Source organism: Paenibacillus nanensis (genome assembly GCF_003583765.1).
GTDB classification, from domain to species: domain Bacteria; phylum Bacillota; class Bacilli; order Paenibacillales; family Paenibacillaceae; genus Pristimantibacillus; species Pristimantibacillus nanensis.
Genome location: NZ_QXQA01000005.1, coordinates 184,098 through 210,353 on the forward strand (window position 1 = coordinate 184,098; position 26,256 = coordinate 210,353).

Genomic DNA, 26,256 nt, shown 5'->3' on the forward strand with positions numbered 1-26,256 from the left:
CCCTAAAGAAAAGTACGGCGTATGCTTCACGACCTCTATTGAACCCGATGTACGCCTATTATTTGTGAAGCGTCTCCTCGGATCTCAATCGTAACATTTGTAGTTTTCACTGTGCCGTTGCTATAGTAAGCCTTGAAAGTAAATGTCGCCGGACCATCCTGAAGCGACGCCTCAAAACTCTCGTCCCACAGCTCGCCATTCCAGCTTGTTTTTGAAGCGTCACTTGCCGTTAATACAACGGAATATTCGCCAAAAGCTGCTTCAACCCGATTTGTCCGGGTCGACGAGCCTGTGGAACTGGTATCTGCATGAAGCACAAACTTCTCGCCTGCCCAAAAGACGCCGTAACCGCGAGGCGATTCCGCATTCCCGCTCTTTTTACGGTTATATTCCTGGCGGTGCTCGTTCCATAACTCCGTATGCAAGACTTGCCCGGCAATGTGGAGCGGTCTTACGGTGACAGCCTTCTCTACAATGACAGGCGGAGCTTTACCATCGTTTACTGTAAGCTTCATCCTCCACGTTCCGGGCTCTACTAATCGATGAACCGGACCTGTCCCCGGATATGGATTGTTAAAGCTGTAATTCGTTTTGGTCTTCACTCCGGAAGGGCTCGTGAGCTCGTATTCAGCCGCGAGTGTGTCATTATCCAGATCACTGACGATCGATTTGAATGTTACGGTATCCCCTTCATAAACAGGCTTCGGCGACCAATCGAAATCAGCTTCAGGCGGGCGGTTAGTTGGTTTACGCATTACCTTAAACGTATGTGTCCACGTTTCCCATTTTCCAGGAAGATACGCATTGATAGTAAGTTGAAAGTCTCCTAACCAGCTTTCAGGGATTGTAAAAGATGCTGATTCCCAACTCTTGCTCCCAATGCCATTAGCGGAAGTAGTAGTTCCTGTTAAGAAAAAGCCTGTAAAATCTCCCCCAAAATACGGACTAGCTAATCTTGCGATCGCTTGTGTCGGGTATTTTGTCGTCGTGGCGGTAAACTTATAGCTTTCTCCAATATAAACGACATCCGGAAACGAACTCTCAAGGTTGATAGGGGTGAACACCTTAAAGGGTAACATCACTTGCGTGTCCTCTTTTGATGTTAAGCCCTTCGCTTTCAACTTAACGAAGTAATCGCCATCCAGCATTGTTGTAGGCAGGGTAAGGTCTTCAGGCGCCCAATAAATATCATTACCTTTTTTAGTGCCAGTATAGTACTTAACCTCTTTAGGCCATGAGTAATCATAGATACCACCGGTTGGGTAAGATGTGCCGCCTTTTGAATCCGTCATCTGGATTTCGAGTGATGTCGAATAGGGGTACCGTGTCCAAATGTCATATAGCGTCAATTGTTCGCCATGAGGAATACTGTTTACAGAAAAAACGGATAGCTTCGATTTCAGCTTTCCCTTCAACTGAACTGGCGGGGAGGCGGTTAAATTGAAATTCATTGTAAACGGGTCTGACCATACACCCTCAACGTCTTTTACGACATATTCAAGCTGATAGTTTCCAGGAGCCAGCTTGTCCGGTATCTGGTAATAAGTCACTCCACCGACCGTATATTTAATTTTCCGATCCACGATGCCGCGGTTTACCGTATCGGTGACGTTGTGATCCAAATCGTATGATTTATCAATCCATTTCGTGTTATAGCAGCCGCAGGAAGTATCATATGTCCAATCAAGCTCTGCCAGCGCAATCGGTTTTCGATGCACTTTTATTACCGTCTTGGCTTCATTAGACCAGTAGCTATATTTAGCAAGCTTCGGATCTATGCTAGGCTGATCCTTAACTCTCCGATAAACCGTATACTCCCCCGGCAGTGAGAACGAGGTTCTTAAGGTTTCAGAAGTCCATGCAGCAGGATTATACTCTTCTGCCGCAAATGTAGCTTTGCCCATCGGGTTGTCATAATAATTCGGATTATGCACATACATGATTTGCCTTTGAACGATGGCATCCTTTTCAGGGTCGCTTTCGTCCGTAATCATTTTAAAGGATTCATTCATCAATACTGTTTGCGAAGCCGTGGGCGGATTATGTGAAGCAATATAGTCAACCACCTGGTTGATGACTTCTTCAATAGGCAATGATCCGGATATGTAATGATCGTAATTGGACATGGATTTTATCGCTTCAGAACCTACCAAAATGATTTTAGCGTCAGATAACCCCTTCACCATGTTGAAATCACTCAGTTCATTAATAGAACTATCTGAAATGTACACTAAATATCGGTCTGCTGCAGTCCGGACAAATGGATTTATGAATGGTTGTCTAACATCCTTATATATTAATCCTGAATAATAACCCCAGTAATTCGACTCCCATACGATAACCGGAACCCATTCATCCCGATAAATTGGCTCAACCCATTCTGAGGTTGCATTTTTCGGGTCATCGCAAGGCGGTGCATGCGACCATGGTCTTCCGTATGAATCCGTGTACTTGCACCAAGGTTTCCAATACCCCGGCACATCAACAACCTTCTGATTATAGCCGCGGTCAAAATAACCGCCATTATCCTGATAATCATCACGTTTTAAGGTGCCGCAATACCCTTCAGCGCAGTATTCCGTTGTTTCCGGTGGAATTACCCGCCCTGTATTTACCGCAGTGGAGGCCGCCTGGCTTCTCGTATAGGTGTGCATATCCCAAACTTTTATGCTCGGGTCGATCCCCTGATATCTAAACAGATTGTTAATGCCTACTCCGTTCGAATTGACGTAATCAAGCTTGCTAACTTCTAAATTCTTATCAAGCAATATCCCGATATCCACTTGCTGCATGACCGATGGAATATCCGTTGTAATATCCGAGTACGGAATATAATTATCGATCATAAATTCAAACTGCTGCGTAGTCTTTCTTTTATCCGCACCGGTAATAAATTCAGACAATGTTTCTTGTCCAAATTCCTCCTCCACCGTTGAAATGATTCGATAATTTCCAAGAGCAGATAGAGATGGTATATATTCCGAGATCGGCGCATTAAACGTATCAATCAGTTTAGAATAGGTTCCATCGTGTTTCTCGTCGTAATAGACCTTTATCGTATGCTTTGTAATATTGTCGCCATCGGTACTTACTCCCTCATACATGAGAGAAAGCGGCTCCCCCCTAGCTATTTCGCTAGAATACGGATGCATGATAACCGCTGGAGCATAATCTTCAAGCACGCTAAATGGCAAAACATACGGATCGGACGTTCTGCCTAAAGCATTCGTAACCCTCAATGTAACCTGATACTCGCCCGCATTTTTGTAGAGAAAGACCTTTGAATCCTTCGTGTCCGTCCGCATCTTTCTGTCGCTGTCTGTTCCATCCAGCGCTGTCCAAGTCCATTCAGCATCGACTATCGGGTAGACAGCTTGTACAAACGGATCGTTGGCATTCGGATCATAAGAAGTGTTTTCGATAGACATTTTCCTATTTTCCTTGAATGTGCCGCCATACAACTTGAACTGCGCTCTTGGCTTCGTATCATGGACGTTCACAATTCGATACGTGTCACATTCCTCCGTCCACTCCCATGGAACATCTTTTGGCGTCCATTTAACGGCCACTGTTCTCAGACCGTCAGCGTCATCACCGAATACGTACTTGCCCGTCCAAAACTTTTCGGGATCAACCGGCACGCCATCAACCGCTACCTCTCTTATGACAACCCTCGATAAGTCGGTGTTGTCCCAAACCCCTTCAAATGGCACGATATCAAAGGCATCGTCAGGAATATCGAAGCTACAAACCAAAGGCGGCGTTGTCGGTTTAGGGGTTGCTGATGGCTTTGGTGTTGCTGTTGGGGTAGGCGTAGAGGTTGGTTCATCGTCATCTTCTGTTGGGGGTGGTGGATCTCCAGTAAACGTTATGGTATAGGTGTCTGAATCCGAGCTAAATACCACAGATCCGTCGGGAGTGTTAAAAATCGCTTTAGTCGTTAGTTTGATTTCGACCTTGTCGCCTTTTTTTAATTTTTGCTTCTTTTTATCAAAGTCAATAGAGAGCTCTGGATTTTTGACCGCAATCTTATTTCCTTTTGAAATTGTTAGTCCACCGTTATTTGATGACGAGAGTGTTTCGGTCTTAGACCCGCCCGGCCATGAATAGGCAACCTCGAACCGCCATTCTTTAATATCGTCTCTTGTGTAATACATGGCTTTGTCAATTTTAGTTTTAACATAATTATCATCTAAAATTTCGCCTTGAAGCTTCCAACTCCACGTAAAATTCTCAGGGAGCACACCAAGATCGATTGTTTTAATTTGGGGTGCTTCAGAAATTGTCGCGCTGACTGGAAGCTTTTCCTTTTGACTTGCGTCTAATGGTTTTAGGTAAAATGTTTGATACCAGATGCTCCCATTAGCGGCCTGATGGAACATTGTCCCTGATCCTGGAGCTAAACTTGTCGGCATTTGTTCCACGTACATGTATTCAAAAATGTTTTTCGGATTTGTCTTATCGACATAATAGTCCGGTAGTGCCTGGTATTTCACCTTTACACTAGGAGCATTCAGTAGCTTATTTACCTGTTTCTCCTTGCTGTTATGAATTATTACCCAAGGTGAATCATACAAATCATTTCCAAGAAATATAGGAGAAAACCCGCTAGGTGCTCTCGAACTTTTTTTTGCTAACGGGCTATCCCATGGTCTGTAAATCCATTTCTTCTCGCTGGGATCAATTCCAAAATCTTTATCGGGAATAAAATACATATTTGAGTACAGTCGCCCGTTAATATCCCATCCTAAATACCTGTACTCGCCCCTAACTCCGTTTTTCGTAAAATACGGATGTGTTCCATTGTAATCTTCGCGGTCCTCGTTTTGTAAATCACGCCATCCTGTTTTAAAATCATTTGACTTCGTATTTGCAGCTTCAACCTTACCGTAGGATATAACTTTTAGTCCTTCATAGAGCGACCAGTTGAACATAATATACTGCCCGTCGCTCTCTCGCTTAATACATTTTTTTTGATTCGGCGGCAGCCTGTCACCGTGGATCTTTTTGTATGAAGATTCACAAGCAGTTAAACCGTTATACGAAGATGCCTCAGCGATCATTTCCGTATTCATTGGCAACAAATCAAGTATTAAAGTAAGGATTATGACACTGAGCAACGCTTTCCTAATCGTGCTGACACGTTTCAAACTACCCCCTCCTTACTAGCCGCAATCCTATTATTTAGAATCCGAGTAAGCCGAAATTCCGATGTTTAGTACCTTTGGATTGGCATTACTAATAACCAACTGCCTTCCAGCTATAACCTTGTCTACGTCAACATCTTTTCGTGCTTGCGCATTAACAATTGCAGATTCGAGTTCAGTAAATACCTTGGCACCGTTTGCCCCGAAAACTAGTTCAACAAAGTACTTTAATTCAGTTTTAGCTCTGTTTAATGCTTCTTTCTCTACGTTTAAATTGATTGAATACGCATTACTATCAAAACTGATGGTCACATCATGATAAATATTTGGGTCGTTCACAAGAAGATAGTAAGCCTTTTTATCATTATTGAATTTAGCTTCTTCATCTTTGAAATATCGTAGAGTGGCGAATGTACCAGATACAAAGCCATCGTAATCATTTTGTCTATCTTTCATTACTTTATAATTCTTCATCATTTCATGATTTGCAAAAATATGAATCCTGTCAGGATACCCTAATTGCCCCGGCACCGTAGCATATGGCAGCCCAGCCATATTCGGAGTTTTTGGCGTCCTCTTTTTAGGATCGTTTAATAGCGACGATATTTTTGCAGCCTCCGCTCTGGAAATATAAGATTTAGGATTGAAATACCCTTTGTCATTCCCAACCATAATACCTCGAACAGCGATACTGCCTACTGCTTGTTCATAATAGTCTTCAGTTCTATTAAAATCCTTAAAAAGCTGCGTTCCCGTTAGCATTGAATATTCCTTTTGACTAAAGCCATGGAAATAACTATCAAGCTCATCAATGATGCTCGCTGCTTTTTCTCTAGTTATAGGCTCGTTATAACGACCAACATATTCTCCTTCTGGAATTAAAAAAAGATCTGTTGCGACATCGACATAAACTTCATACCACGGAGAACCTTCATCAAATGTTCCTACGGCCGCATGCAGGTTTCTTTTATTCCAATCAGGTACATATTCCAACTGACTCTCAGCCCAATACTTGTACCCATACGATTCATCGGCATAAGACAACAGAACAATTTTCAAAAACTGCGCCACCGTTACCGGATCATCCGGCTTAAAGGTTCCATTCGGAAACCCGCTAATAACGCCCCTACTCAAAGCATCATTAACATAGCTGTAATACCACGCATTCACGCTAACGTCTTTGAAAGACTGCGCCTCAGCAGCCTGCGCCTTCGAACCGTTGCCTCCGATGCCGATAACCCCCGCAACCAGCGTTACTGCTGCCACCCAACTTAGTAATTTTCTCATCGTATATTCCCCCTATATGAAATATTCAAATAATGGCTTAAACTCACTCATCCCTCGTAAAGCTTGTCCATTCGCAACGTCCTGTCCCACGCTCGAAATCAGAAGATCACTCGACAGCTTCCGACAACTCTTGTTCCTGCCTGCTTCTAGCCAACAAATAGCAATAAATCGCACAAACTATTCCAAAACAGGCAGCTCGATTAATTTGTATCATGTTCATGCACTCCTTGCCAATGGATTTTTTCTCGGGCGGGAACACACAAAAAAAAGCACACTTCTCCCCGTACGACAAGGAGCAAGCGTGCTTCGCTGTGCTGTGTTTATATGAGAATTGCTGCCAAAATTCGACTGTATCCTCCCTAATGTTACTTCAAGAAAAGCTGAATTGTCAACAATTCCCTAAAAACAATTCCTAAACCCATCAACGGTTAAACCGTGCCTTCTACGGCCTCTCCCAGCGCCTTCGGCTTATGCTTGAACAACGGCACAAGCAGCAGCATGCCCAGGAACATGACGATGCCGGCTACACAGTAAATGCCGACTAGCGGGAACACTTGCTTAAGCTTGCCAGCAACCAGCGTCATAATGACCATCATCCCCATGAACATCGGCGACAGCACGCCGTTGACCCGGCCAACAAATTTCTCTTCCGTCCACTGGAGGATCATCGTGCTGATGCCGATTTGAATGCAAGGGAAGCCTAACCCGCTCAAAAATTGCAGGACCATCGTCGTCGGCACATTGGTCGATAGTCCGATGCCAACCATCGTTACCGCGCTGATGAGCATGCCTAGGGCGAGCAGCTTTTGCGGCGCAACCTTCTTGGCGATGGCCATCACCGCTCCGCCGCCGATCAGCATCGCGACGCCGTTCACCATGAGAAGAAACTGGAGAAAATCCTTTTCTTGCCCGAGCCGCTCGGTCACAACGAACAGGCCAAGCACCTGTACGGTGCCTACCGCGATGCCGGCAAGCGCGAATGTCCCGCCTAGCGACTTAAGCACAGGACTGCGCCATACATACTTCAGGCCGTCTCCAAGCTCGTTCCAGAACTGGCTCATGCCGCCGGAACCGGAAGGACGCTTCTCCACCTCTTGGTCCCGCGGAATCCGGTACAAAACAACCGCCGACAATAGAAAGGCAACGCCCATAATGCCTACCGATATTTCAATCCCATATCGTTGATAACAAATGACCCCTAACGAAGGCCCTATTACCATAAAGATGGCGATCAGCGACTGGAACAGCGCCATGGCCTGCTGAAGCTGCTCCGGTCCGATATGCTGCTTGAACAGCTTCATCGCGGACGGCTGTGAAAACTGCGACAATATCGCCGAAATGAAGGTGACCAGATAAACCATATGCCAAGAGCCGTAGACTAAAGTTAGCAAAACGGCAAATACGGATACCGCCGACAACAGATCACACCAAATCATCGTCAATCTCGGCTTCCAACGGTCCGCGAACGTCCCCCCGATAAACGAAAAAACGAAAATCGGCAAAAACTCAACAAAGCTCATTAACCCTACCGCAAACGGGTCATCGTTCGTCATATCGGTGACATACATCAATATAGCGAAATTACGCACCCATATCCCGATCTGAAGCAAAACATTTGACAGCAGGATGGTTTGAAAAAACTTGTTCCCGAATAAATTCCCCGCCGGCTTCGCCGGCAAAACCTGATTTGACATGTACACCACTCCCATAAATCCTATCATCCAGCAATAATCATAACGCACTCTGCCATCGGCTTTATCGGTCCCGAGAATGAGATCTAATAAAACGATTGAGACAAGAGTTTATCCAATTTTCAGACCCGCGCTACTCTATGAATCTATCATTCCCCGAACCTGCAAAAGATAAACGATTCGGAAAAGCCTTGCCTCCGGCCGCAGATTATCGCTTAAACAGACTATCACTTCGGCCACGCGCAACCAACCGAAAAAATGGTTTAAAACAAAAAATCCGCCCTTCTCCAACAAGGAGAAGGGCGGATCGTTTGAAAATCGCTGCAATTTTAACGGAAAGCAACCAGCGCTTCGTTCATGCCGCGCGTTTGCGTATAAATTTGCTGATAGATTGCGAACAAGTCCTTATACGTCTTGACCGCTTCAGGCTGCGGCTTATATTCGTCCGCATACTTCACGAATTGCTTCGCGCAAGCCTCCAAGCTGTCGAACCAGCCGCAGCCGTATGCGGCGAGCATGGCGGCGCCAAGACCTGGCCCTTGTTCGTTCTCCAAGGAAACGACGGTCGCGTCGAAGATGTCGGCTTGCATTTGCAGCCATACTGGATTTTGCGCGCCCCCGCCAATCGAAACGATTTTATCGATCGATTTGCCGGCGCTGCGCAGCATGTGAACCGATTCGCCGAGCGAGAAGGTAATGCCCTCCATGACAGCTCGGGCGAAATGAATCCGCTCATGCGAGCCGTCAACGCCGATAAAGCTTGCCCGAATCGCAGAATCCGCATGCGGTGTTCGCTCTCCGACCAAGTATGGCGTAAACAGCAGTCCGCCAGCGCCCGGCTTCACATCGCCAACACCGCTTAACAACTGGTCGAACGATTCGTTCGGCGCAAACGTCTTTTTGAACCAGCTCAAGCTGTAACCGGCCGCCAGCGTCACGCCCATCGCGTAGAACGCGTTTTCTTTGCCATGGTTGAAGAAATGCACCTTGCCTTTATAATCGCTGGATTCATCCTTCTCATAGGACAAAATAACGCCGGATGTACCGATACTGCACAAGGTTAGCCCTTCCGACAAGATGCCGGAGCCGATTGCGCCGCACGCGTTGTCGGCTCCGCCCGCGAACACCTTCGTCGATTCGGACAGACCCGAACGCTTTGCCGCCTCAGGAAGCAAGGTGCCGACCATGCCGTGCGATTCGACAAGCGGAGGGCAAAGGCTAGCCGGCAGACCAAATGCGGCAAGCACTTCTTCGCTCCACTTTTTGCCCGCAACGTCCAGCAGCAACGTGCCGGCCGCGTCGGAATAATCCATATGGAGCTCGCCTGTCAGCCGGTAACGGACATAGTCCTTCGGCAGCAGGAAGGTAACGGCTTTCTCGAAGCTCTGCGGCTCGTATTGACGAACCCACAGCATTTTCGGCAGCGTGAATCCTTCAAGCGCAGGGTTCCGGGTAATCGACAGAAGCTTGTCGCCAAGCGTCCGCTCGATCTCACGGCATTGCTCCGTCGTGCGGGTGTCGTTCCACAGAATCGCGTTACGAACAGGGCTTCCGCCGACGTCCAGCAGGACAAGTCCGTGCATCTGCCCGGAGAAGCTGATGCCCTCAACGGCGGAAGCGTCTACGCTTCCGCTTGTTACGAGCTCGCGAATGCTCTCAAGCGTCGCCTCGACCCAATCGTCGGCGCGCTGCTCGCTCCAGCCGCTGCGCTCGTGGAAGAGCGGATAGCTGCGTGTCGCCTCCGCCGCAACCGTTCCGTTCTTATCCACGAGCAGCGCTTTAACTGCGCTGGTCCCGAGGTCAATCCCTATTACATAGCTCATAGCCAGTAAGGCCTCCTTATGACCTCTATACGCTGAAGATAACTTCGCTGAGCATGAGGCGAATACGCTCTTGACGGCCGGATTCGTTCACGATCGGGTTATTCTGCAGAGCGTATTGCTCCAGGGAAGCAAGCGTCGCTTTACCGGATACGATATCAGCGCCGATGCCTTCCTTGAAGGTGCGGTAACGCTGCTCGATGATGTTGTCGAGAATTTTCTCTTCGATCAGCTTAGCAGCAGCTTTTAGACCCCAAGCGAAGCTGTCCATACCTGCGATATGCGCCAGGAACAGGTCTTCCGCTTCGAAGGAACCGCGGCGAACCTTCGCGTCGAAGTTAACGCCGCCGCGGCCAAGACCGCCGGCTTTCAGCACTTCGTACATCGTCAGAGTCGTGGAGTAAAGATCTGTCGGGAATTCGTCCGTATCCCAGCCGAGCAGCAGGTCGCCTTGGTTCGCGTCAAGCGATCCCAGCATGCCGTTAATGGCAGCCGTGCGGATCTCGTGCTCGAATGTATGGCCCGCAAGCGTCGCATGGTTCGCTTCCAGGTTCAGTTTGAAGTGATCCTTCAAGCCGTATTTGTAAAGGAACGCGATCGTAGTAGCCGCGTCGAAGTCATATTGATGCTTCGTTGGCTCTTTCGGCTTAGGCTCGATCAGGAATTGCGCGTCGAAGCCGATTTCTTTCGCGTAATCGATCGCCATATGGTACAGACGAGCCAGGTTATCCAGCTCAAAGCCCATATCCGTGTTCAGCAGAGTCTCATAGCCTTCGCGGCCGCCCCAGAATACGTAGTTTTCCGCGCCGAGCTCTTTACCGACTTCCAGACCTTTCTTCAGCTGTGCCGCGGCGTAAGCGTAAACATTAGCGTTAGGAGTTGTGCCGGCGCCATGCACGTAACGCGGGTTCGAGAACATGTTAACGGTGTTCCACAGCAGCTTTTTGCCGCTCGTCTTCATGTTTTCTTTCAGCATAGCTACGATAATGTCCAGGTTTTTGTTGGATTCTTGCAAAGTCGAGCCTTCCGGCGCGATATCAACGTCATGGAAGCAGTAATAAGGAATATTCAATTTATCCATGAATTCAAAGTTAGCTTCCACGCGCGCTTTGGAGCGGTCCAAGCCTTCGTAGGAATCCCAGTCGCGAATCATCGTGCCCGTACCGAACGGATCCGTACCGTTCGCGTTAAATGTATGCCAGTAGGCTACTGCGAAACGAAGATGCTCTTCCATTGTTTTGCCCAACACGACTTGCTTCGGATCATAATGTTTGTACGCAAGCGGGTTGTCCGAGCCTTTTCCTTCGAATTCAATCTTGTTAATGTTTTTAAAGTAACTCACAGGTTAATCCTCCTTTATTTACTTTCGATTTCTATTATGTGTTTACATCTACAGAATAACACGAGTAAACTTAGTTTGTCTATTAAACAAACTAAGTTCGACAAAAATTGTGTTATAATACATCTATCTTAATATTTTGGGACGGAGGCCACTGTTTGTGAAACCGAAATCAACAGGAGATCTTGCTCTTATCAAAAAAATAAATACGTCCATTGTACTGGACTCCGTCATCCAGCATGCACCGTTGTCCCGCGCCTTAATATCCGAGAAAACAGGTTTAAATAAAGCGACCGTATCCAGCCTGGTGCAGGATTTAATCGACAGCCATCTTGTGCTCGAGATCGGCCCGGGCAAATCCAGCGGCGGACGGAAGCCGACCCTGCTGCTTTTTAATGAAAAAGCCGGATTTGCCATCGGAATCGATCTGGGCGTCAACTATATAAAGGGTCTGCTCGTTGACCTGTCCGGCAACGTGGTGGCGGACAATTACCGCAAGCTTAAACCGAAGCAGACGGAAGAGGTTCTAAAAACGTTAACCGAAGCGATTGACGAGCTGATTCTGAAAGCGCCGGAAAGCGAATACGGCATTGTCGGGATCGGGATCGGCGTGCCGGGTATTGTTGACGATCAAGGCACCATCCTGTTCGCTCCCAATATGAAATGGCGGCATGTCGAGCTGAAACGGCTGCTGGAGGATCGCTTCAAGGTTCCCGTCACGATTGACAACGAAGCGAATGCCGGCGCGCAAGGGGAGCAGAAATACGGCGCGGGCCGGGACATTCCGAACCAGATTTATGTCAGCGTGGGCATCGGTATCGGCACCGGCATTATTTTGAATTCCGAGCTGTTCAAGGGCTCTTCGGGCTTCTCCGGCGAGCTCGGCCATCTCTCCATCCAATACGACGGCAAGCCGTGCTCCTGCGGCAACAACGGCTGCTGGGAGCTTTACGCTTCTGAGAATGCGCTTCTGGAGCAGGCTGCGCCAACCGGTCTTGAAAGCCTCGAGGAGCTGCTGCAGGCGGCCGAAGACGGCGATGAACGGGTGCGCTCGCTATTCTCAAACATCGGCACCTACCTAGGGGTCGGTATCGCCAACATCGTCAATGTGTTCAATCCCAACGTCGTCATAATTGGGAACAGAATGAGCAGGGCTGCGGAATGGCTGTCCCCGGCGATGCAGGCCGCCATTGACCAAAGAACGCTGCCCTATCACAGAGACAAGCTTCGCATCTTGTTTGCCGAGCTGCGGGAGCAATCCGCCGTGCGCGGCGCCGCTTATTACGCCATCAGCGAATTTTTTACGAAAATAAAAAGCTTGTAATTTCACGAAGGGCTGATCCCGGATTCTTTCTTAGCCTGGAACAAGTTCATAGCGAAAGTTCCACAAGAAAGAACCGTTATGGCAACTTACTATGCCGCTCAGTTTTGCATCGCGCGAAGCCTGCTCGCTGCTAGTCCATCAATAACCTCATAAGACACCAACCTTCCAAATGAAAAAATGCGCGACAAAGCCGAAGCTTGTCGCGCATTTATATTTTAGGCTTCTTTCCGATCCTTAGGCAGCCATAACGCCAGAATGCCGATCAGCGGCAGATAGCTCGCGAGCGACATCACAAAGCTCATGCTGTGCGCGTCGGCCAGATTACCGAGCACAACCGAACCAAGCGCGCCCATGCCGAACGCAAGGCCCGTAATCAACCCGGAAGCCGTACCGACCTTGCCCGGCATCAGCTCCTGGGCATAAACGACGCTGACAGAGAAGCCGGATTGGAGAATCAGGCCCATAACGGCTATCGCAGGGTAAACCCACTCAAGCGGAAGATAAGGCAGAATAAGAGCGAACGGCGCCGCGCCCAAAATCGAAATGAGCATCATTTTTTTTCTTCCGATACGATCGGCCATTATTCCGCCGAGGAACGTGCCGATGACCCCAAAAATCATGAACAGGAACAGCGGGATTTGCGCCTGCTGGATCGTTAAGCCGTACGCGTCTCGGGCATAGAATTGATAGAAGCTTCCGATAGCCGCGGCATACCACGATCTTGCGAAAACGACGAGAAGCAGAATCGACATCGCTATAGCAACGACCCGTTTGTTTATCGACGGTTTCGCATCCGCGGCGGAAGCGCCGGCCGCCGCATTCTTTTTGGGCACTCTGCCGCCATGCTCGGCCAGCTTCGCCGAATACCAAGGCACGACCTTGAACAAAATGGCAATGGCTAAAGCGGCGAGCAGCATTCCCCAAGCCGCTCCGCGCTGGCCAAGCGGCACAAAGATCGCCGCTGTCATTAGCGGTCCAAGCGACTGGCCGAAGTTGCCGCCTACCTGGTAAATCGATTGCGAGAACGCCCTGCGGTTACCGGCGGCCATGTGGACGACGCGCGAGCCCTCCGGGTGGAATACGGCAGAACCAAGTCCGACAAACACGACGGATAAAATCAATAAAGCAAAATTAGGCGCGACGGCGAGTCCCGCCATGCCGGCCATGCTGCACAGCATCCCGACCGGGAGCATCCATGGCTTCGGCCATTTGTCGGAGAGCGAGCCGACAACCGGCTGCATAACGGAAGAAGTCATGTTCAGCGTAAATGCGATCCAACCGATCTGACCGTACGTCAGCTTCAAGCTTTCTTCAAAGATAGGAAATAATGCCGTAACGACGGTTTGCATCGCGTCATTCAATAAATGAACGGAGCTAATGGCAACCAGCATGGCGTAAATTGTGGCCGATTTCAACGCTTCATTTGTTGGTTTGGCTAATGTTGGACTGGACAAGCTGCAGGACCTGCCTTTCGAAGGTTAGATATGACCGAATCGGATACAGACGGGAATATTCAGTTCAAGCTGATGGTTTGTCGGGGACAATAGACCTGTCTCGCGGTCTCTGCGGAACACGGCGATATTTCCGGTCTTTCCATTGGCCGCAAGCAGATAGTCCCCCTCCGGCGTAATCCCGAAATTTCGCGGAAGCTCGCCGCCGCAGCTTATATGTTGAACGGGAGACAGCTTTCCGGTTCCCGCTTCGATCGCAAATACGGCAATGCTGTTATGACCGCGGTTAGAGCTGTATAAATACCGGCCATCGGATGAAACATGAATATCAGCCGAGTCATTATACCCCTCGTAGCCGTCCGGTAATGTGGAATAGGTCTCAACAGTTTCCAATGCGCCTCTCGTTTTATCTACTCGCATCAATGTCACGGTTGACGCCAGCTCGTTCGCTACATATGCGGCATCCAGCGCCGGATGGAATGCGATATGTCTCGGGCCCGCTCCCGCAGGCAGCGGAGCCTCATCGATCTTCACCAATGCATCTCCGTCGTGCTTATAGGTTACGACAGCGTCCATCCCAAGGTCGACGGCGCATACAAAAGCGGTTCCCGGCATCGGCGATATGCAGTGAGCATGCGGCGCTTCCTGGCGGTCGGCCGCCGGTCCAGGCTCGCAAGCATGCTGAATGAAAGCCGCGGCCGTCTGAACATCGCCTTCTGCGGTCAGCGGATGCATCGTCACGCTGCCGCCCGTATAATTAGCGGTGTAAGCCGCGGTGCCCGCTTCGTTCACGCTGACATAACAAGGATGCGCGCCGACGGTAGAGGCAAAGCTTGTTACGTCTCCTAAGAGGCCCGTTGCCGGATCGACGGCAATTGCCGCGATTTCGCCTCCGGCAGCGCCGTTTGACTCCGCAACTTCCTTGACGGCATAGAGACGACGGCCGTTCGGATGCAGCGCTAGAAAAGACGCATTTTCAACTCCCGTAACCTTCTGAAGGATGGCCAGCTCCCCGGTCTCCTTATCCATCCGGCAGACGTGTATCGTCGCTTCATCCTTTTCCCCATACGAGCCGACATAGAAAATCCCTTGGCTCCACACTTTGCTTGGCGCATTCACTGTAATCATCCATCCTTTCTCCATTTCATCCCATATTGAGACCTTAGCACAAGCGAACGAGTCAAACAATGTCTTTTTCAGAATGGATACTTCACAAAAATAGAAGATTATGCTATAATGTAAGCGCTAACATTTCACACAATCACTTTTCTGAAGGGGGATTTGGGATGATGAATGTAGCGCTGCAAGAACGTAATGTGTATGAAAACTTTGACTCGGAGGCGGATGTTCTTTATTTTAAAATCGGGAGTCAAGGGCTCGTAAGCTTCCACGGCAGAAACTACAATAGAAAGAAGAAGATGACTGCCGAAGAAATTCAGAAGCTTACCGGGAACCGCAACTATTTCCCAATCAGCTCCACTTGCTACATTAATATCAGCAAGGTCAAATCCATCGCGGACGGAACGATTTATTTCGGCGCGAAATCCGATGCGAAGCAGCTGCCGGTCAACCGGCGCAAGCAATTCGTCATCGAGAAGCTCGTTATGGAGAAAGCCTAAGCGAATAGCTCCGCTCGCTTGCCTATGACAGCCCGGCTCAATGAGCTGGGCTGTTGTTCGTTTGCTTCAGCCCTGCTATGCTAGGGATAGTACTTATATAAAGGAGGACAACTACATAATGAACGCAACTGGCAAAGCATTCGAACAAAAATTTCACGATGAAGATGCGGTCTGGCTGCAATGGGGCTCTTACGAAGCGGCCGTCCTGCCGCGAATTGGCGCGAACCTGATCGCATTCCGCGAAACGGACAAGCAGTATGCGCTGCTCAGAGAGCCATCCGCCGATGAAATGGACAGCTTCCGCAGCAATCCGATCGTCCACGGCATTCCTGTCCTCTTCCCGCCGAACCGTTACGAAGACGGCACGTTCACCTGGAACGGAAAAACGTATAACTTCCCTGTCAACGAAGAACGTACGGGCAATCACTTGCACGGCTTCTTCCACAATACGCCTTGGCAGGTTGACAACTACGGCGTCACCGAGCTGGAAAGCTATGTTACGCTTAGCATCACCATCGATCACAATCATTCGATTTACACGTATTTGCCGCACCGTTTTACGATTAGTCTCCGTTATTCGCTGAATGGCAACGGCCTCCTCCAGCATGTAATCGTAAAGAACGAAGGAGAGGATGCGCTGCCTTGCTGGCTGGCGTTCCATACGACGATCAACGCGCCGTTCGCTCCTGGAAGCAGCGCTGACGATTACCGCTTCACGATGACAACGAAAGAGCGCTGGGAGCTGAATGAACGCATGCTTCCGACCGGCCGCTTCCAGCCGCTGCTGCCGGAAGAAGAGCTGATGCGCACGACAGGCATTTCTCCGTACTGGGCGTCGATGGACAATCATTACACAAGCTCGACTCAGAACGGCCGCAACCGCATGGTATTAACCGATACCCGAGCGAATGTATCGCTGGTTTACGACGTCGGCACGGAATATAAGCAGTGGATGATTTACAACAACGGCGCGACGCCGGGCTTCTTCTGTCCGGAGCCGCAAGTTAATCTGGTTAACGCGCCAAATGTAAATCTTCCTGCCGAACAGATCGGCTGCATAGCGCTCGAGCCGGGTGAAATCTGGGAAGCGACAAGCCGTCTCTATCTTCTCTCTTAAAATAATAAATGCCAGAGCCTCGTGCCGATAAGGTGACGGGGCTCTTTTATTTTTGCCCTGCTCGCATAGCACTATTTACCGCTAACCATATGCCTTAAATCCGATTACAATAGATTTCAAGCAAGCCCATATCATTTTTACTAGGAGAGGAAGAGACAACTTGAACCACAGATTGAAAAAGCTTATTGCCTCGTCCGCGCTCGTATCGTTATTGGCGGCTGCTCCAGTCGTGTCGGCGGCGGCGTACACCGTGAAGTCCGGCGACTCGCTTTGGAAGATCAGCACGCAATACGGAACGACAGTGGCCAACCTCAAATCGATGAATGGACTTACTTCCGACACCCTCTATATCGGACAAACGTTGAATGTGCCGGGAACTTCCGCAGATGTTGAAACCGCATACGTGCAGCCTGGCGACACAATGTGGAAGATCGCTCAGCGCTATTCGGTTCCTACGACCAAGCTTATTGCGGCCAATCCGCAAATTGCGAATCCGAACAATATTTGGACAGGACTAGCCATCAACATTCCAAAAAAGCCTTCCGCTTACTTAAACGGAAAGTTCCCGCTTGCAAATGGGACTTATACGCCTTATACCAATAGCTACGCGGATTCTCGCAGCTGGGCGCCTGACGGCACGGAAATCCGCCAGCATGAAGGCGTCGACATATTCGCCAAGGAAGGCACGCCTGTGTACAGCGCAATGAGCGGCACAGTCGTCAAGGCGGGATGGAATGAATACGGCGGCTGGCGCCTTACGATCCGCGTCGACAGCAGCACCGAGTTTTATTATGCGCATTTGTCCAAATACGCCTCCGGCATACAAGAAGGCTCTACGGTGTCCGCAGGCCAGCTGATCGGGTATGTGGGAAGCACAGGCTACGGACCGGAGGGGACAAGCGGGAAGTTCCTGCCGCATCTTCACTTCGGCATGTACAAACGCACGCCTTCCTACGCTTCAACCGATCCTTACCTGTTCCTGAAATGGTGGGAGCTCGGCTAGAACCGAATGAACGAACAAAAGAGGGACGAGGCAGATTCAGGTTCTGCCTCGTCCCTCTTTCTTCTTATAATTGAAGCTTCTTCAGCTGATAGAACTCGCCTTCGGCGGCCATCAGCTCCTCGAACGTGCCAACCTCGGCTATTCGCCCTTGCTTCATGACGACAATCCGGTCCGCGTCGCGGATTGTGGACAACCGGTGCGCGACGATAAACGTCGTTCTTCCTTTGATCAGCTGCTGCATCGCTTTTTGCACATGGAATTCGGATTCGTTATCGAGCGCCGACGTCGCTTCGTCCAATATAATGACCTTCGGATCTCGAATCAGCGCCCTCGCAATGGCGATACGCTGGCGCTGCCCGCCGGACAGCTTGCCGCCATGCTCGCCGACAAGCGTATCGAGACCGTTCGGAAGCTGATTTACGAATTCCTTCAAATTCGCCATTTCCACAACGCGTTCGATTTGTTCGTCCGTAATGCCGGTCAGCCCGTACGTAATATTATCCTTGATCGTTCCCGAGAACAGAATATTGGTCTGCGGAACCACCGCCAGGTGCTTCCTATAGCTGCGAAGGTTCAGCTGTCTCATATCGACGCCGTCCATCAGCACTCTTCCCGCCGTCGGGTGCAGGAAGCCGATCACAAGATTGAGCACCGTAGACTTCCCAGCCCCGGACGCTCCGACAAACGCGATGCATTCGCCGGCCCGGACCTCCAGCGACAGATGCTCCAGCACATGATGCTCGCTGCCCGGATAAGACAGCTCCACATCGTCGAACCGGAACTCGCCGCGCACTTCCGCCACTTTAAGCTTGCCCCGGTTATCCTCGATGTCCGGCGACATCAGAATCTCCCGAATACTGGAGATCGATTCGAAGCCTTTCGCCAGCTGAGGATAGATCGTAATAAGTCCGGTGACCGAACCGAGAATCATCCCGAAATAGCCTTGGTACAGCACGACATCCCCTACAGGAATTTTCCCGAGGTAAGCCAAATAGGCCGTGAACAACAAACAAAAAACTTGGAAGATTTGAAACGAAACCCAGTTCGAAGCTCCGAAATACGCTTCCACCAAGTCAAGCCGGTAGCCTTTGCCTTGAATGCTGCGCAGCGTGGAGTCGATTTTGCGGATTTCCACCTTCTCCAGTCCATGCGCTTTCGTAACCGGGATCATCTCTACCATCTCGGAAACTCTCGACGACATCTGCTCGATCTCTTGCCGGAATTCCTTGTTCTTCGTCCGAATTTTACGCCGGAACATCGTCACGAGCGCAACCGACATCGGAATGGTAAGAATGAAAAAGAGTGAAACCATCCAGCTGTAGCTGAGCGTAATCGAAAACGCGATCACGATGTTCAGCATAGCCGGCATGAGCGCGATCATAATCTGCTTCGACATCGCTTCGACCGCTTCTACGTCCCGAAGCACCTTCGATTGCAGCTTGCCCGCCGGAAGCTCCCGGTGGGAGTTGATGGACAGCTGCTGCAGCTTGCGGACCAGCGCGCTGCGAAGTCCCGCTTCCACATACCGAATCGCCCGGCTGAGGAACGATATGTATGCCGCATGCGTCGGAATGTTTTGTAGAATGACAAGCATAATCACCGCGAAATTGATCCATAATCCGCTGATCGAATGTTTTTCCGGAGCGGTCGCGATATTAATAATGTTGGCGGTTACGATCGGCAGCACGTAGACCGGCGCGCTTTTGACGATCAGAAATAAAAACGAAATACCTAGATTTAGGAAGTTTCCTTTATAAATCGAATACAAAAACTTTAGCGGACTGGCTTCCTTTTCGAGCGCCGCCTGCTCAAAGGTGCTCCCGAGCGATGCGCCACTCTGTATTCCCGCTGTGCTTTCTGCCATTCCTTTACGTCCTCCCGCAGCGTATGCGATTCTGTTTTTTAAGCATGCCACGGTCAACATCTTACGCCCTTTAAGCGGAACAGTAAATGTGCAATTGTGCACAACTTATATCCAATTGTGTTATGAGGAAGGCGATCGCCTTCTATCCGCCTTGCGACCGAAATTCTTTCGGCGTGACGCCTACCGTCTTTTTGAACAGCTTATTGAAATAAACGGGATCGCTGTAGCCGACAAGCTGAGCGATCTCGTAATTTTTCATATGGGGGTGGTCGACCAGAAATTGCTTGGCTTTATGAATTCGAACGGCGATCAAATAGTCCGTAATGGTCTCTCCCGTCGCGTGCTTGAACAGCCGGCTCAAATAATTGGCGCTCATGCCGACATGCCCGGCAAGCGCCTCCATATCCAGACAGCTTCGATATTCCGACTCCAGAATCGCCCGCACCTGCGCAACGGCGGAATGATCCTGCTCGATCTCGGCGGGACGAGGCGCTTCATCCTTCTCTTGCTTCACCTTCAGCAGCAGCTCATGCAGGGAGCTTTTGTCTACGGGCTTAAGCAAATAATCCATCACGCCGTGCCTCAGCGCCTTCCGCGCGTATTCGAACTCGCTGAAGCCGCTGAGGACGATCGTCGAGATCGGCTTGCCCTTCACCTTCTCCACCAGCTTCAGACCATCCATCATCGGCATCTTAATATCCGTGATGAGCACGTCCAAATCCCCGTCCTCCAGCATGGAGATATGCGTCCAGGCATCGAGCCCGTTTCCGTAAGACCCGATTACAGTAATCCCAAGATCCATATTGCTTAATATTTTATTCAGACCGCGTCTGATCATTTCTTCGTCATCCACGATCATCACATTCATCTCATCATCCCCTTAGGCGCGCTATGCCTATTTTGCGGCATAACAAGCTTGCTCGCAAGCGCTTACTTCACCGCGCCGCTCGTAACGCCGGCGAAAATGTATTTTTGCAGGAACAAATAGAGAATAGCCGTCGGGATCATGATAATCAGAATGGCCGACGAAATCAGCTGCCAGTCGCCGCTGTTGACGCTGAAAAACCGCATCAAAGACGTCGAGACGACGACATGCTCCGGTCTTGGCAAATAGAGATACGGGACGAACATATCGTTATAAATGCTGATCGTTTTCAGGATGATGATCGTCGCCGTAGCGGGTCCGAGCAGCGGGAAAATAATCGACCGGAAAATGCGGAAAAGGGACGCCCCTTCGATCATTGCGCTTTCATCCAGCTCATACGGGATGCTGCGCACGAACTGCAAGTAAATGTAGATTTGCAAAATGTCGGCCCCAACATATAACAAAACCGGTCCCAGCAGGTTGTTCGTCAGCTCCAGCGCCTGAATCGTCTTGTAGTTCACAACCTGCGTCGTAATGCTCGGAATAATGGTTGCGAACAGGAACAATCCGACCAGCGGACCGCGAAGCTTGAATTGAAACCGTCCGACGGCATAACAGAATGCCGAGCCGATCAGGATGTTCAGAACCAGCGACAGGACAATGATAACCGCCGTATTGCCGAACGCCCTCGGCATATCGGCTTTTTCGAACGCTTCGGCGAAATTGGCGAAGTGCAGAAAGCTGTCAGGCAGCGCGGTAGCCGCCTTCTCAAAAAACTCCTCCGCCGTCTTGAACGCATTCACAACGATAATGTACGGCGGGAACAGGATCGCGAAGACGGCGACGGCTAACGTCGCGTATTTCAGGATGTCCCAGCTTATGCGGTAGCTTCTCATTTCCTATTCCCCCTTTCCTTTTAACAAATAACGCTGAATGGACAGCACGATGATGACGAACAGGAGCAGAACGACGCTCATCGCCGATGCGAGCCCATAGTTGTTGAATTGGAATGCCGTCTCCACAATCTTGAGCACGAATGTCTCGCTTGCGCCCGCCGGTCCGCCTTTGGTCAATACAAACGGCAAATCGAAAACCTCAAGCGCGCCCGTAACCGTCAAGAACAAATTCAGCTCAATAATTTTATAAATATTAGGCAGCGTAATATAGATAAACTTCTGCCAGCCGTTCGCGCCGTCGATCGAAGCGGCTTCATACAGATCGCTCGGGATCGATTGCAGCGCAGCCAGGTAAATGACCATGTTGAAGCCCATGAACCGCCAAAAGCTGATCGAAGCCAAGGAATAATCGACAAGCTGCGATTGGCCGAGCCAGCTTGTTTCCGCTAGCTGATCGAAGCCTAGCTGGCCGAGTAAAAGATTAAGCGAGCCGTTCGTCGTGTCGTATACATAACCGAACAAAAAGGCTACCGCCACTCCGTTTAATATATACGGCAGAAACAGAAGCAGTCGGAACAGGTTTTTCCCCTTCAGCTTGCCGTTCAGCACAACCGCGAAATAGATCGCGGCAATGTTCTGCACGATGCCAACAACGAAATAAGCGACGTTGTTCCGGAATACGCCGAATATTTCCGGATTCGAGAATACCTCCTTATAATTCGCCCAGCCGATATACGTTTTGTCCGCGCTGATGCCGTCCCAGTCCGTGAAGCTCAGCCGAACGAGCTCAAGCGCCGGATAATAGGCGAAGGTCAGCAGCAGAAGGAGCGGAACCGTAATGAACGAGAAGATGATCAGCTTGCGTTGTTTTTGTATGGACATTCCGCTTAACATTCGCTTTCGCTCCTTTTTCCAAGTGATCGTGTTTCTTTTAAAAAAGGGAAGGATAGGCGATTCGGGGATGAGTCGCCTATTCCTGTCCCATTAATTGAAAATTGCTGCTATAATCCGAGATCCTTCTTAGCCTTCGCCCAGCTTGCATTCACCTTGTCGAGCACCTTCTGCGGATCCTTGGAAAGGACGAATTCCTGCAGAACGGCCCCTTGATCAAGCTGTGCCTTGTTCTGAATTTGAGTTGCGGCATCCACCGGAGGAGCCGGTTCGAAATACGTCGGATTGTAGCTGTTGAATTCCACCAATTGCGGCAGAGCCGGCTGCTTATCCTTCAAGGTCGGGATGAAACCGGCAAATTCGTCGAATCCGGATTCTTCGATCATCCATTTCACGAATGCTTTCGCCGCTTCCACGTTGCCATCCTTATTGACCCCGTAGAACCAGTCCGGGTTAAGCGGCGCTTTGGCTGCTCCCGAATTGTCGGCCGGGAACGGGAAGAAGCCGATATCCTCCGGCGCCGCGCCGTTCTCGATCACTTGGTTGATGACCCAGTTGCCGAGCAAATACATGCCGAACTTTCCTGACGCGACATCCTTTTTGGACTGCTCCCAGTTCGTGGAATTGACGTCCTTCTCCAAATATCCCTTCTCGTACATCTCGCGCAGCATGCTCCACGACTTGCCGTACACATTATCCATCGCATAAGGCGCATCCGTATCGGCTCTTTTATTCTGATGATCGGAAGCTTCGCCTACGAGCGTCGGAACGTCGTAAAGCCACGCGTCCAGCGGCCACTTGTCTTTGAAGTTGGACGCCAGCGGCACGATGCCCGCATCCTTCAGCTTCTGAGCGACAGCAAGAAATTCGTTGTACGTCTTTGGAACGGCTGTAATGCCCGCCTTCTCGAATGCTTTCTTGTTGTATACGATGCCGACGCTGGAGCCGCCGGAGGAGACTCCGTACATCTTGCCTTCATGAGCCTTGAGCTCCTTGAAGTAGATGTCTCCGGAGAACTCGATATCGTCAAGCGGCGCGAAATAGTCCGGCAGCTCGTTGTTCGGAATGGTCGGAAGCAGCACCACGTCCGGGAATTGTCCGGAAGCCATTCGAACCTTCAACGTTTTGTCATAGTCGGTGATCGCTTCAAACTTCAGGTCGACGCCTGGATATTTCGCTTCGAATCTCTTCTCGTAGTCCACGTACTCTTTGTCGATCATGTCGGTACGGTTTGTAAGGTAGACAACCTCTCCCTTTATCGCAGAGTCGCCGCCATCTTCAGGCGCCGCACTCTCTTCGGAAGCGGTTGGCGCGGCGGTTGCGCCGTTGTTGTTCGCATTCGAATTTGTTTCGGAGCCGCCTCCTCCGCTGCATGCCGACAAAATTGTTAGCATAACAAAAACTGAAATGAGTGCCGAAATCGTTTTTTTCATTTTGCTTATCCCCTTCGTTTTTATTTTTGGTTGCGCTTACAAGATCAAGTGTAAAGGAATAACCGTTCGCTAGAAATGGTTTGTGCTATCATTTCTAGTCTTGTAATGACTTTTTCAAAAATTCGCATGCAGCCGATAAAACCACGTGATTTCTATTAAAAATAAGGTTGTCTGGCAAGATTCTGCGCTTTCTCGGCGATTCACAGATTAATTGCGGCGGCGTATTGCCAAAAACGAAGCTTTAGTGTTAATTTGTTATATAACAAAGCAATTGTTTAACATAACAAATTATCGAACATACGGAGAGGAAGAACCACGAATGACATTACTTAATCCTTACGTCGGCGGCATGACCTGGGGCTGGACCGGCGTCCGCGGCACATGGACCGGGGACAATGCGGAGAAGTCCATGTCGCTAATGAAAGACAGGCTCGGAGTAAACTGGACGGCTATCGCCTTCGGAGCGCTGCAGGACCACCCGCAGGCGACCGAAATTAAATTCCGGGAAGCACCTACCGTTACCGACGACGAGGTTCGTTTCGCAATTGCGTATGCGAAACTGCTTGGCCTTCGCGTCTGCTTGAAGCCCGTCGTGAACTGCGCCAACGGCACCTGGCGTGCGCATATCAACTTCTTCGATAAAGATGTGCCATGCGAGCCGAAATGGTCGGAATGGTTCTCCTCTTATACCGAGTTCATCCTCCACTACGCCCGGATCGCGGAAGAAACCGGCTGCGAGATGCTCTGCATCGGCTGCGAGATGGTTCAGACCGACAGGCGCGAGACGGAATGGCGCGAGCTGATCGCGAAGGTCCGCGAGGTCTATTCGGGCCCGATTACTTACAATTGCGATAAATATCAGGAGGATAATGTAGCTTGGTGGGACGCCGTAGACATCATTTCCTCCAGCGGATACTACCCGGTTGGGCGCTGGGAAGAGCAGCTCGATCGGATCGAGAAGGTCGTCCGGCAGTTCGGCAAGCCGTTTTTCTTTATGGAGGCTGGCTGTCCGAGCCGCGACGGCTCGCAGTATTTGCCCAACGATTGGGGGCTGGCCGGCGCTCCGGACGAAGACGCGCAGAGGCAGTTCTACGAGGAGATGTTCGGCAGCTGCGACAAGCGGGACTGGGTCGGCGGCTTTATGCTCTGGGATTGGCCGGCATCGTTATATGAGGAATCGGCCGCAAGTCAAAATGACGACTACTGCATGTTCGGCAAGCAAGCTGAGCGGACGGTGCGGGAGTACTACGCGAAGAAGCTCGCCGCGCGTAATTAGGAGGGGAAGCATATGACCGTCATAACAAACGAGCAATGGATGGACAGAATTGAACGGGAATTAAAGGACAATATTTTAAGGTTTTGGATGAAGCACGCCCCCGATGGGAACGGCGGATTTCACGGCTACGTAAGCCGAACGCTCGAAGTAAAAGCCGACGCCGACCGAAGCTTAGTGCTGAATACGCGCATCTTATGGACCTTCGCCTCCGCTTACCGCATTTTTAAGGACGAAAGCTACTTGCGGATGGCGGAGCAGGCTTACCGCTACATTTGCGGGCATTTCACCGATCATGAGCATGGCGGCCTATATTGGTCCGTGACAGCTAGCGGAGAGCCTTCCTCGGCCAAAAAACAAGTATACGGGCAGGCCTTCGCCATCTACGCCTTCTCCGAATATTACCGCGCGACAGGCAATGACGCCGCGCTCAAGCTGGCGACCGAGCTGTTCCATGTGCTTGAGAAGCACAGCTATGATCCCGTAAACCAAGGTTATTTGGAGGCGCTCGCGAGAGACTGGACCGAAACGAATGAGAACAGCCTAAGCTCGAAGGATCTGAATACGAAAAAGTCGATGAATACGCATCTCCATGTACTCGAAGCGTATACGAATCTGTACCGCGTCTGGAAGCCGCAGGAGCTGCACGCCAAGCTGCGCGAGCTTATCGAAGTTACAATGAGCCGGATTGTCGACGGGGAGACCGCGCACTTTAAATTGTTTTTCGACCTGGAATGGAACAGCCAGTCGGACCATATCTCATACGGGCATGACATTGAGGGCAGCTGGCTGCTGCACGAAGCCGCCGAAGTGCTTGGCGACCCGGAGCTGCTTGCAAGAGTCAAGGCCGTCGCCCTTCAAATGGCGGAGGCGACCTTGCTGGAAGGAGTTGACGAAGACGGCGGCTTGTTCAATGAAGCCGGACCGGAGGGACTGCTGGATACAGACAAGGATTGGTGGCCGCAGGCGGAAGCCGTTGTCGGATTTTATAACGCCTATCAATTGTCAGGCGAGAAGCGATACAAAGACGCCGCTTGCGCCGCCTGGCGGTTTATCGAAGAGCATATGGTGGACCGGGAATACGGCGAATGGTTCTGGAGCGTAACGAAGGAAGGCAAGCCAAGCGATAACCCGGAAAAAATCAGCGCGTGGAAATGCCCTTACCATAACGGACGGGCATGCTTCGAAATGCTGGAGCGGCTTAGACAGCATGCGGAAACAACACAAATCTAATTT

General features: G+C 50.3%; 19 protein-coding genes. 7 read left to right on the top strand and 12 right to left on the bottom strand.

Annotation, left to right across the window (positions count from 1 at the left end; all coding sequences use genetic code 11):
- Positions 1–35: 35 nt before the first annotated feature.
- The 5 genes from D3P08_RS10795 to xylA form a co-directional block, all read right to left on the bottom strand.
- A complete protein-coding gene (locus D3P08_RS10795; protein WP_119599699.1) occupies positions 36–5,150 on the bottom strand; it encodes an Athe_2463 domain-containing protein in 5,115 nt (1,704 codons plus the stop codon).
- A gap of 30 nt (positions 5,151–5,180) precedes the next feature.
- Positions 5,181–6,434: an S-layer homology domain-containing protein gene (locus D3P08_RS10800; RefSeq protein ID WP_119599700.1), complete on the bottom strand. Its 1,254-nt coding sequence runs from the start codon at positions 6,432–6,434 to the stop codon at positions 5,181–5,183.
- 428 nt (positions 6,435–6,862) lie between these two features.
- A complete protein-coding gene (locus D3P08_RS10805) occupies positions 6,863–8,128 on the bottom strand; it encodes an MFS transporter (RefSeq protein WP_119599701.1) in 1,266 nt (421 codons plus the stop codon).
- 326 nt (positions 8,129–8,454) lie between these two features.
- Positions 8,455–9,948 (bottom strand): xylulokinase, encoded by a 1,494-nt coding sequence (gene xylB, locus D3P08_RS10810; RefSeq protein ID WP_119599702.1) that lies wholly within the window; start codon positions 9,946–9,948, stop codon positions 8,455–8,457.
- A 25-nt stretch (positions 9,949–9,973) separates the two neighbouring features.
- Positions 9,974–11,287, bottom strand: a complete 1,314-nt coding sequence (gene xylA, locus D3P08_RS10815; protein ID WP_119599703.1) for a xylose isomerase — start codon at positions 11,285–11,287, stop codon at positions 9,974–9,976.
- Between the two features lie 157 nt (positions 11,288–11,444).
- Between xylA and D3P08_RS10820 the strand changes: the two genes are divergently transcribed.
- The gene (locus D3P08_RS10820; protein WP_119599704.1) at positions 11,445–12,608 is read left to right on the top strand and encodes an ROK family protein; all 1,164 of its coding nucleotides are present in this window, start codon (positions 11,445–11,447) and stop codon (positions 12,606–12,608) included.
- A 15-nt stretch (positions 12,609–12,623) separates the two neighbouring features.
- Positions 12,624–12,761 carry a lysoplasmalogenase family protein gene (locus D3P08_RS10825; protein ID WP_276311149.1) on the top strand — a complete coding sequence of 46 codons (138 nt, stop codon included), beginning with the start codon at positions 12,624–12,626 and terminating at the stop codon, positions 12,759–12,761.
- A 62-nt stretch (positions 12,762–12,823) separates the two neighbouring features.
- On the opposite strand, the gene D3P08_RS10830 is transcribed toward D3P08_RS10825, so the two are convergent.
- Both D3P08_RS10830 and D3P08_RS10835 read right to left on the bottom strand, forming a co-directional pair.
- Positions 12,824–13,999, bottom strand: a complete 1,176-nt coding sequence (locus D3P08_RS10830; protein ID WP_119599804.1) for an MFS transporter — start codon at positions 13,997–13,999, stop codon at positions 12,824–12,826.
- 87 nt (positions 14,000–14,086) lie between these two features.
- Positions 14,087–15,187 (bottom strand): lactonase family protein, encoded by a 1,101-nt coding sequence (locus D3P08_RS10835; RefSeq protein WP_162848430.1) that lies wholly within the window; start codon positions 15,185–15,187, stop codon positions 14,087–14,089.
- A gap of 158 nt (positions 15,188–15,345) precedes the next feature.
- Between D3P08_RS10835 and D3P08_RS10840 the strand changes: the two genes are divergently transcribed.
- From D3P08_RS10840 to D3P08_RS10850, 3 genes are all read left to right on the top strand, one after another.
- The gene (locus tag D3P08_RS10840; protein WP_119599706.1) at positions 15,346–15,678 is read left to right on the top strand and encodes a hypothetical protein; all 333 of its coding nucleotides are present in this window, start codon (positions 15,346–15,348) and stop codon (positions 15,676–15,678) included.
- Positions 15,679–15,796: 118 nt separating this feature from the next.
- On the top strand, positions 15,797–16,795 hold the full coding sequence (locus tag D3P08_RS10845) for an aldose 1-epimerase (RefSeq protein ID WP_119599707.1): 999 nt from the start codon (positions 15,797–15,799) through the stop codon (positions 16,793–16,795).
- 160 nt (positions 16,796–16,955) lie between these two features.
- Positions 16,956–17,798, top strand: coding sequence for a M23 family metallopeptidase (locus D3P08_RS10850; RefSeq protein WP_119599708.1), 843 nt, complete (start codon positions 16,956–16,958; stop codon positions 17,796–17,798).
- Between the two features lie 64 nt (positions 17,799–17,862).
- Here D3P08_RS10850 and D3P08_RS10855 read toward each other — a convergent pair whose 3' ends face one another.
- The 5 genes from D3P08_RS10855 to D3P08_RS10875 all read right to left on the bottom strand — a co-directional run bounded on the left by D3P08_RS10855 (position 17,863) and on the right by D3P08_RS10875 (position 23,747).
- Positions 17,863–19,662, bottom strand: coding sequence for an ABC transporter ATP-binding protein (locus D3P08_RS10855; protein ID WP_119599709.1), 1,800 nt, complete (start codon positions 19,660–19,662; stop codon positions 17,863–17,865).
- Between the two features lie 142 nt (positions 19,663–19,804).
- A complete protein-coding gene (locus D3P08_RS10860; protein WP_119599710.1) occupies positions 19,805–20,530 on the bottom strand; it encodes a response regulator transcription factor in 726 nt (241 codons plus the stop codon).
- Between the two features lie 62 nt (positions 20,531–20,592).
- Positions 20,593–21,423, bottom strand: coding sequence for a carbohydrate ABC transporter permease (locus D3P08_RS10865; RefSeq protein ID WP_119599711.1), 831 nt, complete (start codon positions 21,421–21,423; stop codon positions 20,593–20,595).
- Between the two features lie 3 nt (positions 21,424–21,426).
- Positions 21,427–22,317, bottom strand: a complete 891-nt coding sequence (locus D3P08_RS10870) for a carbohydrate ABC transporter permease (protein ID WP_119599712.1) — start codon at positions 22,315–22,317, stop codon at positions 21,427–21,429.
- Between the two features lie 107 nt (positions 22,318–22,424).
- The gene (locus tag D3P08_RS10875) at positions 22,425–23,747 is read right to left on the bottom strand and encodes an ABC transporter substrate-binding protein (RefSeq protein WP_119599713.1); all 1,323 of its coding nucleotides are present in this window, start codon (positions 23,745–23,747) and stop codon (positions 22,425–22,427) included.
- Between the two features lie 319 nt (positions 23,748–24,066).
- Here D3P08_RS10875 and D3P08_RS10880 point away from each other — a divergent pair, with 319 nt between their 5' ends.
- On the top strand, positions 24,067–25,023 hold the full coding sequence (locus tag D3P08_RS10880; protein ID WP_119599714.1) for a glycoside hydrolase family 113: 957 nt from the start codon (positions 24,067–24,069) through the stop codon (positions 25,021–25,023).
- 12 nt (positions 25,024–25,035) lie between these two features.
- The gene (locus tag D3P08_RS10885; RefSeq protein WP_119599715.1) at positions 25,036–26,253 is read left to right on the top strand and encodes an AGE family epimerase/isomerase; all 1,218 of its coding nucleotides are present in this window, start codon (positions 25,036–25,038) and stop codon (positions 26,251–26,253) included.
- The last annotated feature ends 3 nt before the right edge of the window (positions 26,254–26,256 follow it).

What these genes read in the sequence shown, in the direction of transcription:
- D3P08_RS10840 (WP_119599706.1), top strand. Translation starts at nt 15,346, where the DNA reads ATGATGAATGTAGCGCTGCAAGAACGTAATGTGTATGAAAACTTTGAC.
- D3P08_RS10885 (WP_119599715.1), top strand. Translation starts at nt 25,036, where the DNA reads ATGACCGTCATAACAAACGAGCAATGGATGGACAGAATTGAACGGGAA.
- D3P08_RS10875 (WP_119599713.1), bottom strand. Translation starts at nt 23,747, where the DNA reads ATGAAAAAAACGATTTCGGCACTCATTTCAGTTTTTGTTATGCTAACA.
- D3P08_RS10835 (WP_162848430.1), bottom strand. Translation starts at nt 15,187, where the DNA reads ATGATTACAGTGAATGCGCCAAGCAAAGTGTGGAGCCAAGGGATTTTC.
- D3P08_RS10800 (WP_119599700.1), bottom strand. Translation starts at nt 6,434, where the DNA reads ATGAGAAAATTACTAAGTTGGGTGGCAGCAGTAACGCTGGTTGCGGGG.
- D3P08_RS10805 (WP_119599701.1), bottom strand. Translation starts at nt 8,128, where the DNA reads ATGTCAAATCAGGTTTTGCCGGCGAAGCCGGCGGGGAATTTATTCGGG.
- D3P08_RS10880 (WP_119599714.1), top strand. Translation starts at nt 24,067, where the DNA reads ATGACATTACTTAATCCTTACGTCGGCGGCATGACCTGGGGCTGGACC.
- D3P08_RS10870 (WP_119599712.1), bottom strand. Translation starts at nt 22,317, where the DNA reads ATGTTAAGCGGAATGTCCATACAAAAACAACGCAAGCTGATCATCTTC.
- D3P08_RS10845 (WP_119599707.1), top strand. Translation starts at nt 15,797, where the DNA reads ATGAACGCAACTGGCAAAGCATTCGAACAAAAATTTCACGATGAAGAT.
- D3P08_RS10830 (WP_119599804.1), bottom strand. Translation starts at nt 13,999, where the DNA reads ATGCTGGTTGCCATTAGCTCCGTTCATTTATTGAATGACGCGATGCAA.
- D3P08_RS10855 (WP_119599709.1), bottom strand. Translation starts at nt 19,662, where the DNA reads ATGGCAGAAAGCACAGCGGGAATACAGAGTGGCGCATCGCTCGGGAGC.
- D3P08_RS10865 (WP_119599711.1), bottom strand. Translation starts at nt 21,423, where the DNA reads ATGAGAAGCTACCGCATAAGCTGGGACATCCTGAAATACGCGACGTTA.
- D3P08_RS10860 (WP_119599710.1), bottom strand. Translation starts at nt 20,530, where the DNA reads ATGAATGTGATGATCGTGGATGACGAAGAAATGATCAGACGCGGTCTG.
- xylB (WP_119599702.1), bottom strand. Translation starts at nt 9,948, where the DNA reads ATGAGCTATGTAATAGGGATTGACCTCGGGACCAGCGCAGTTAAAGCG.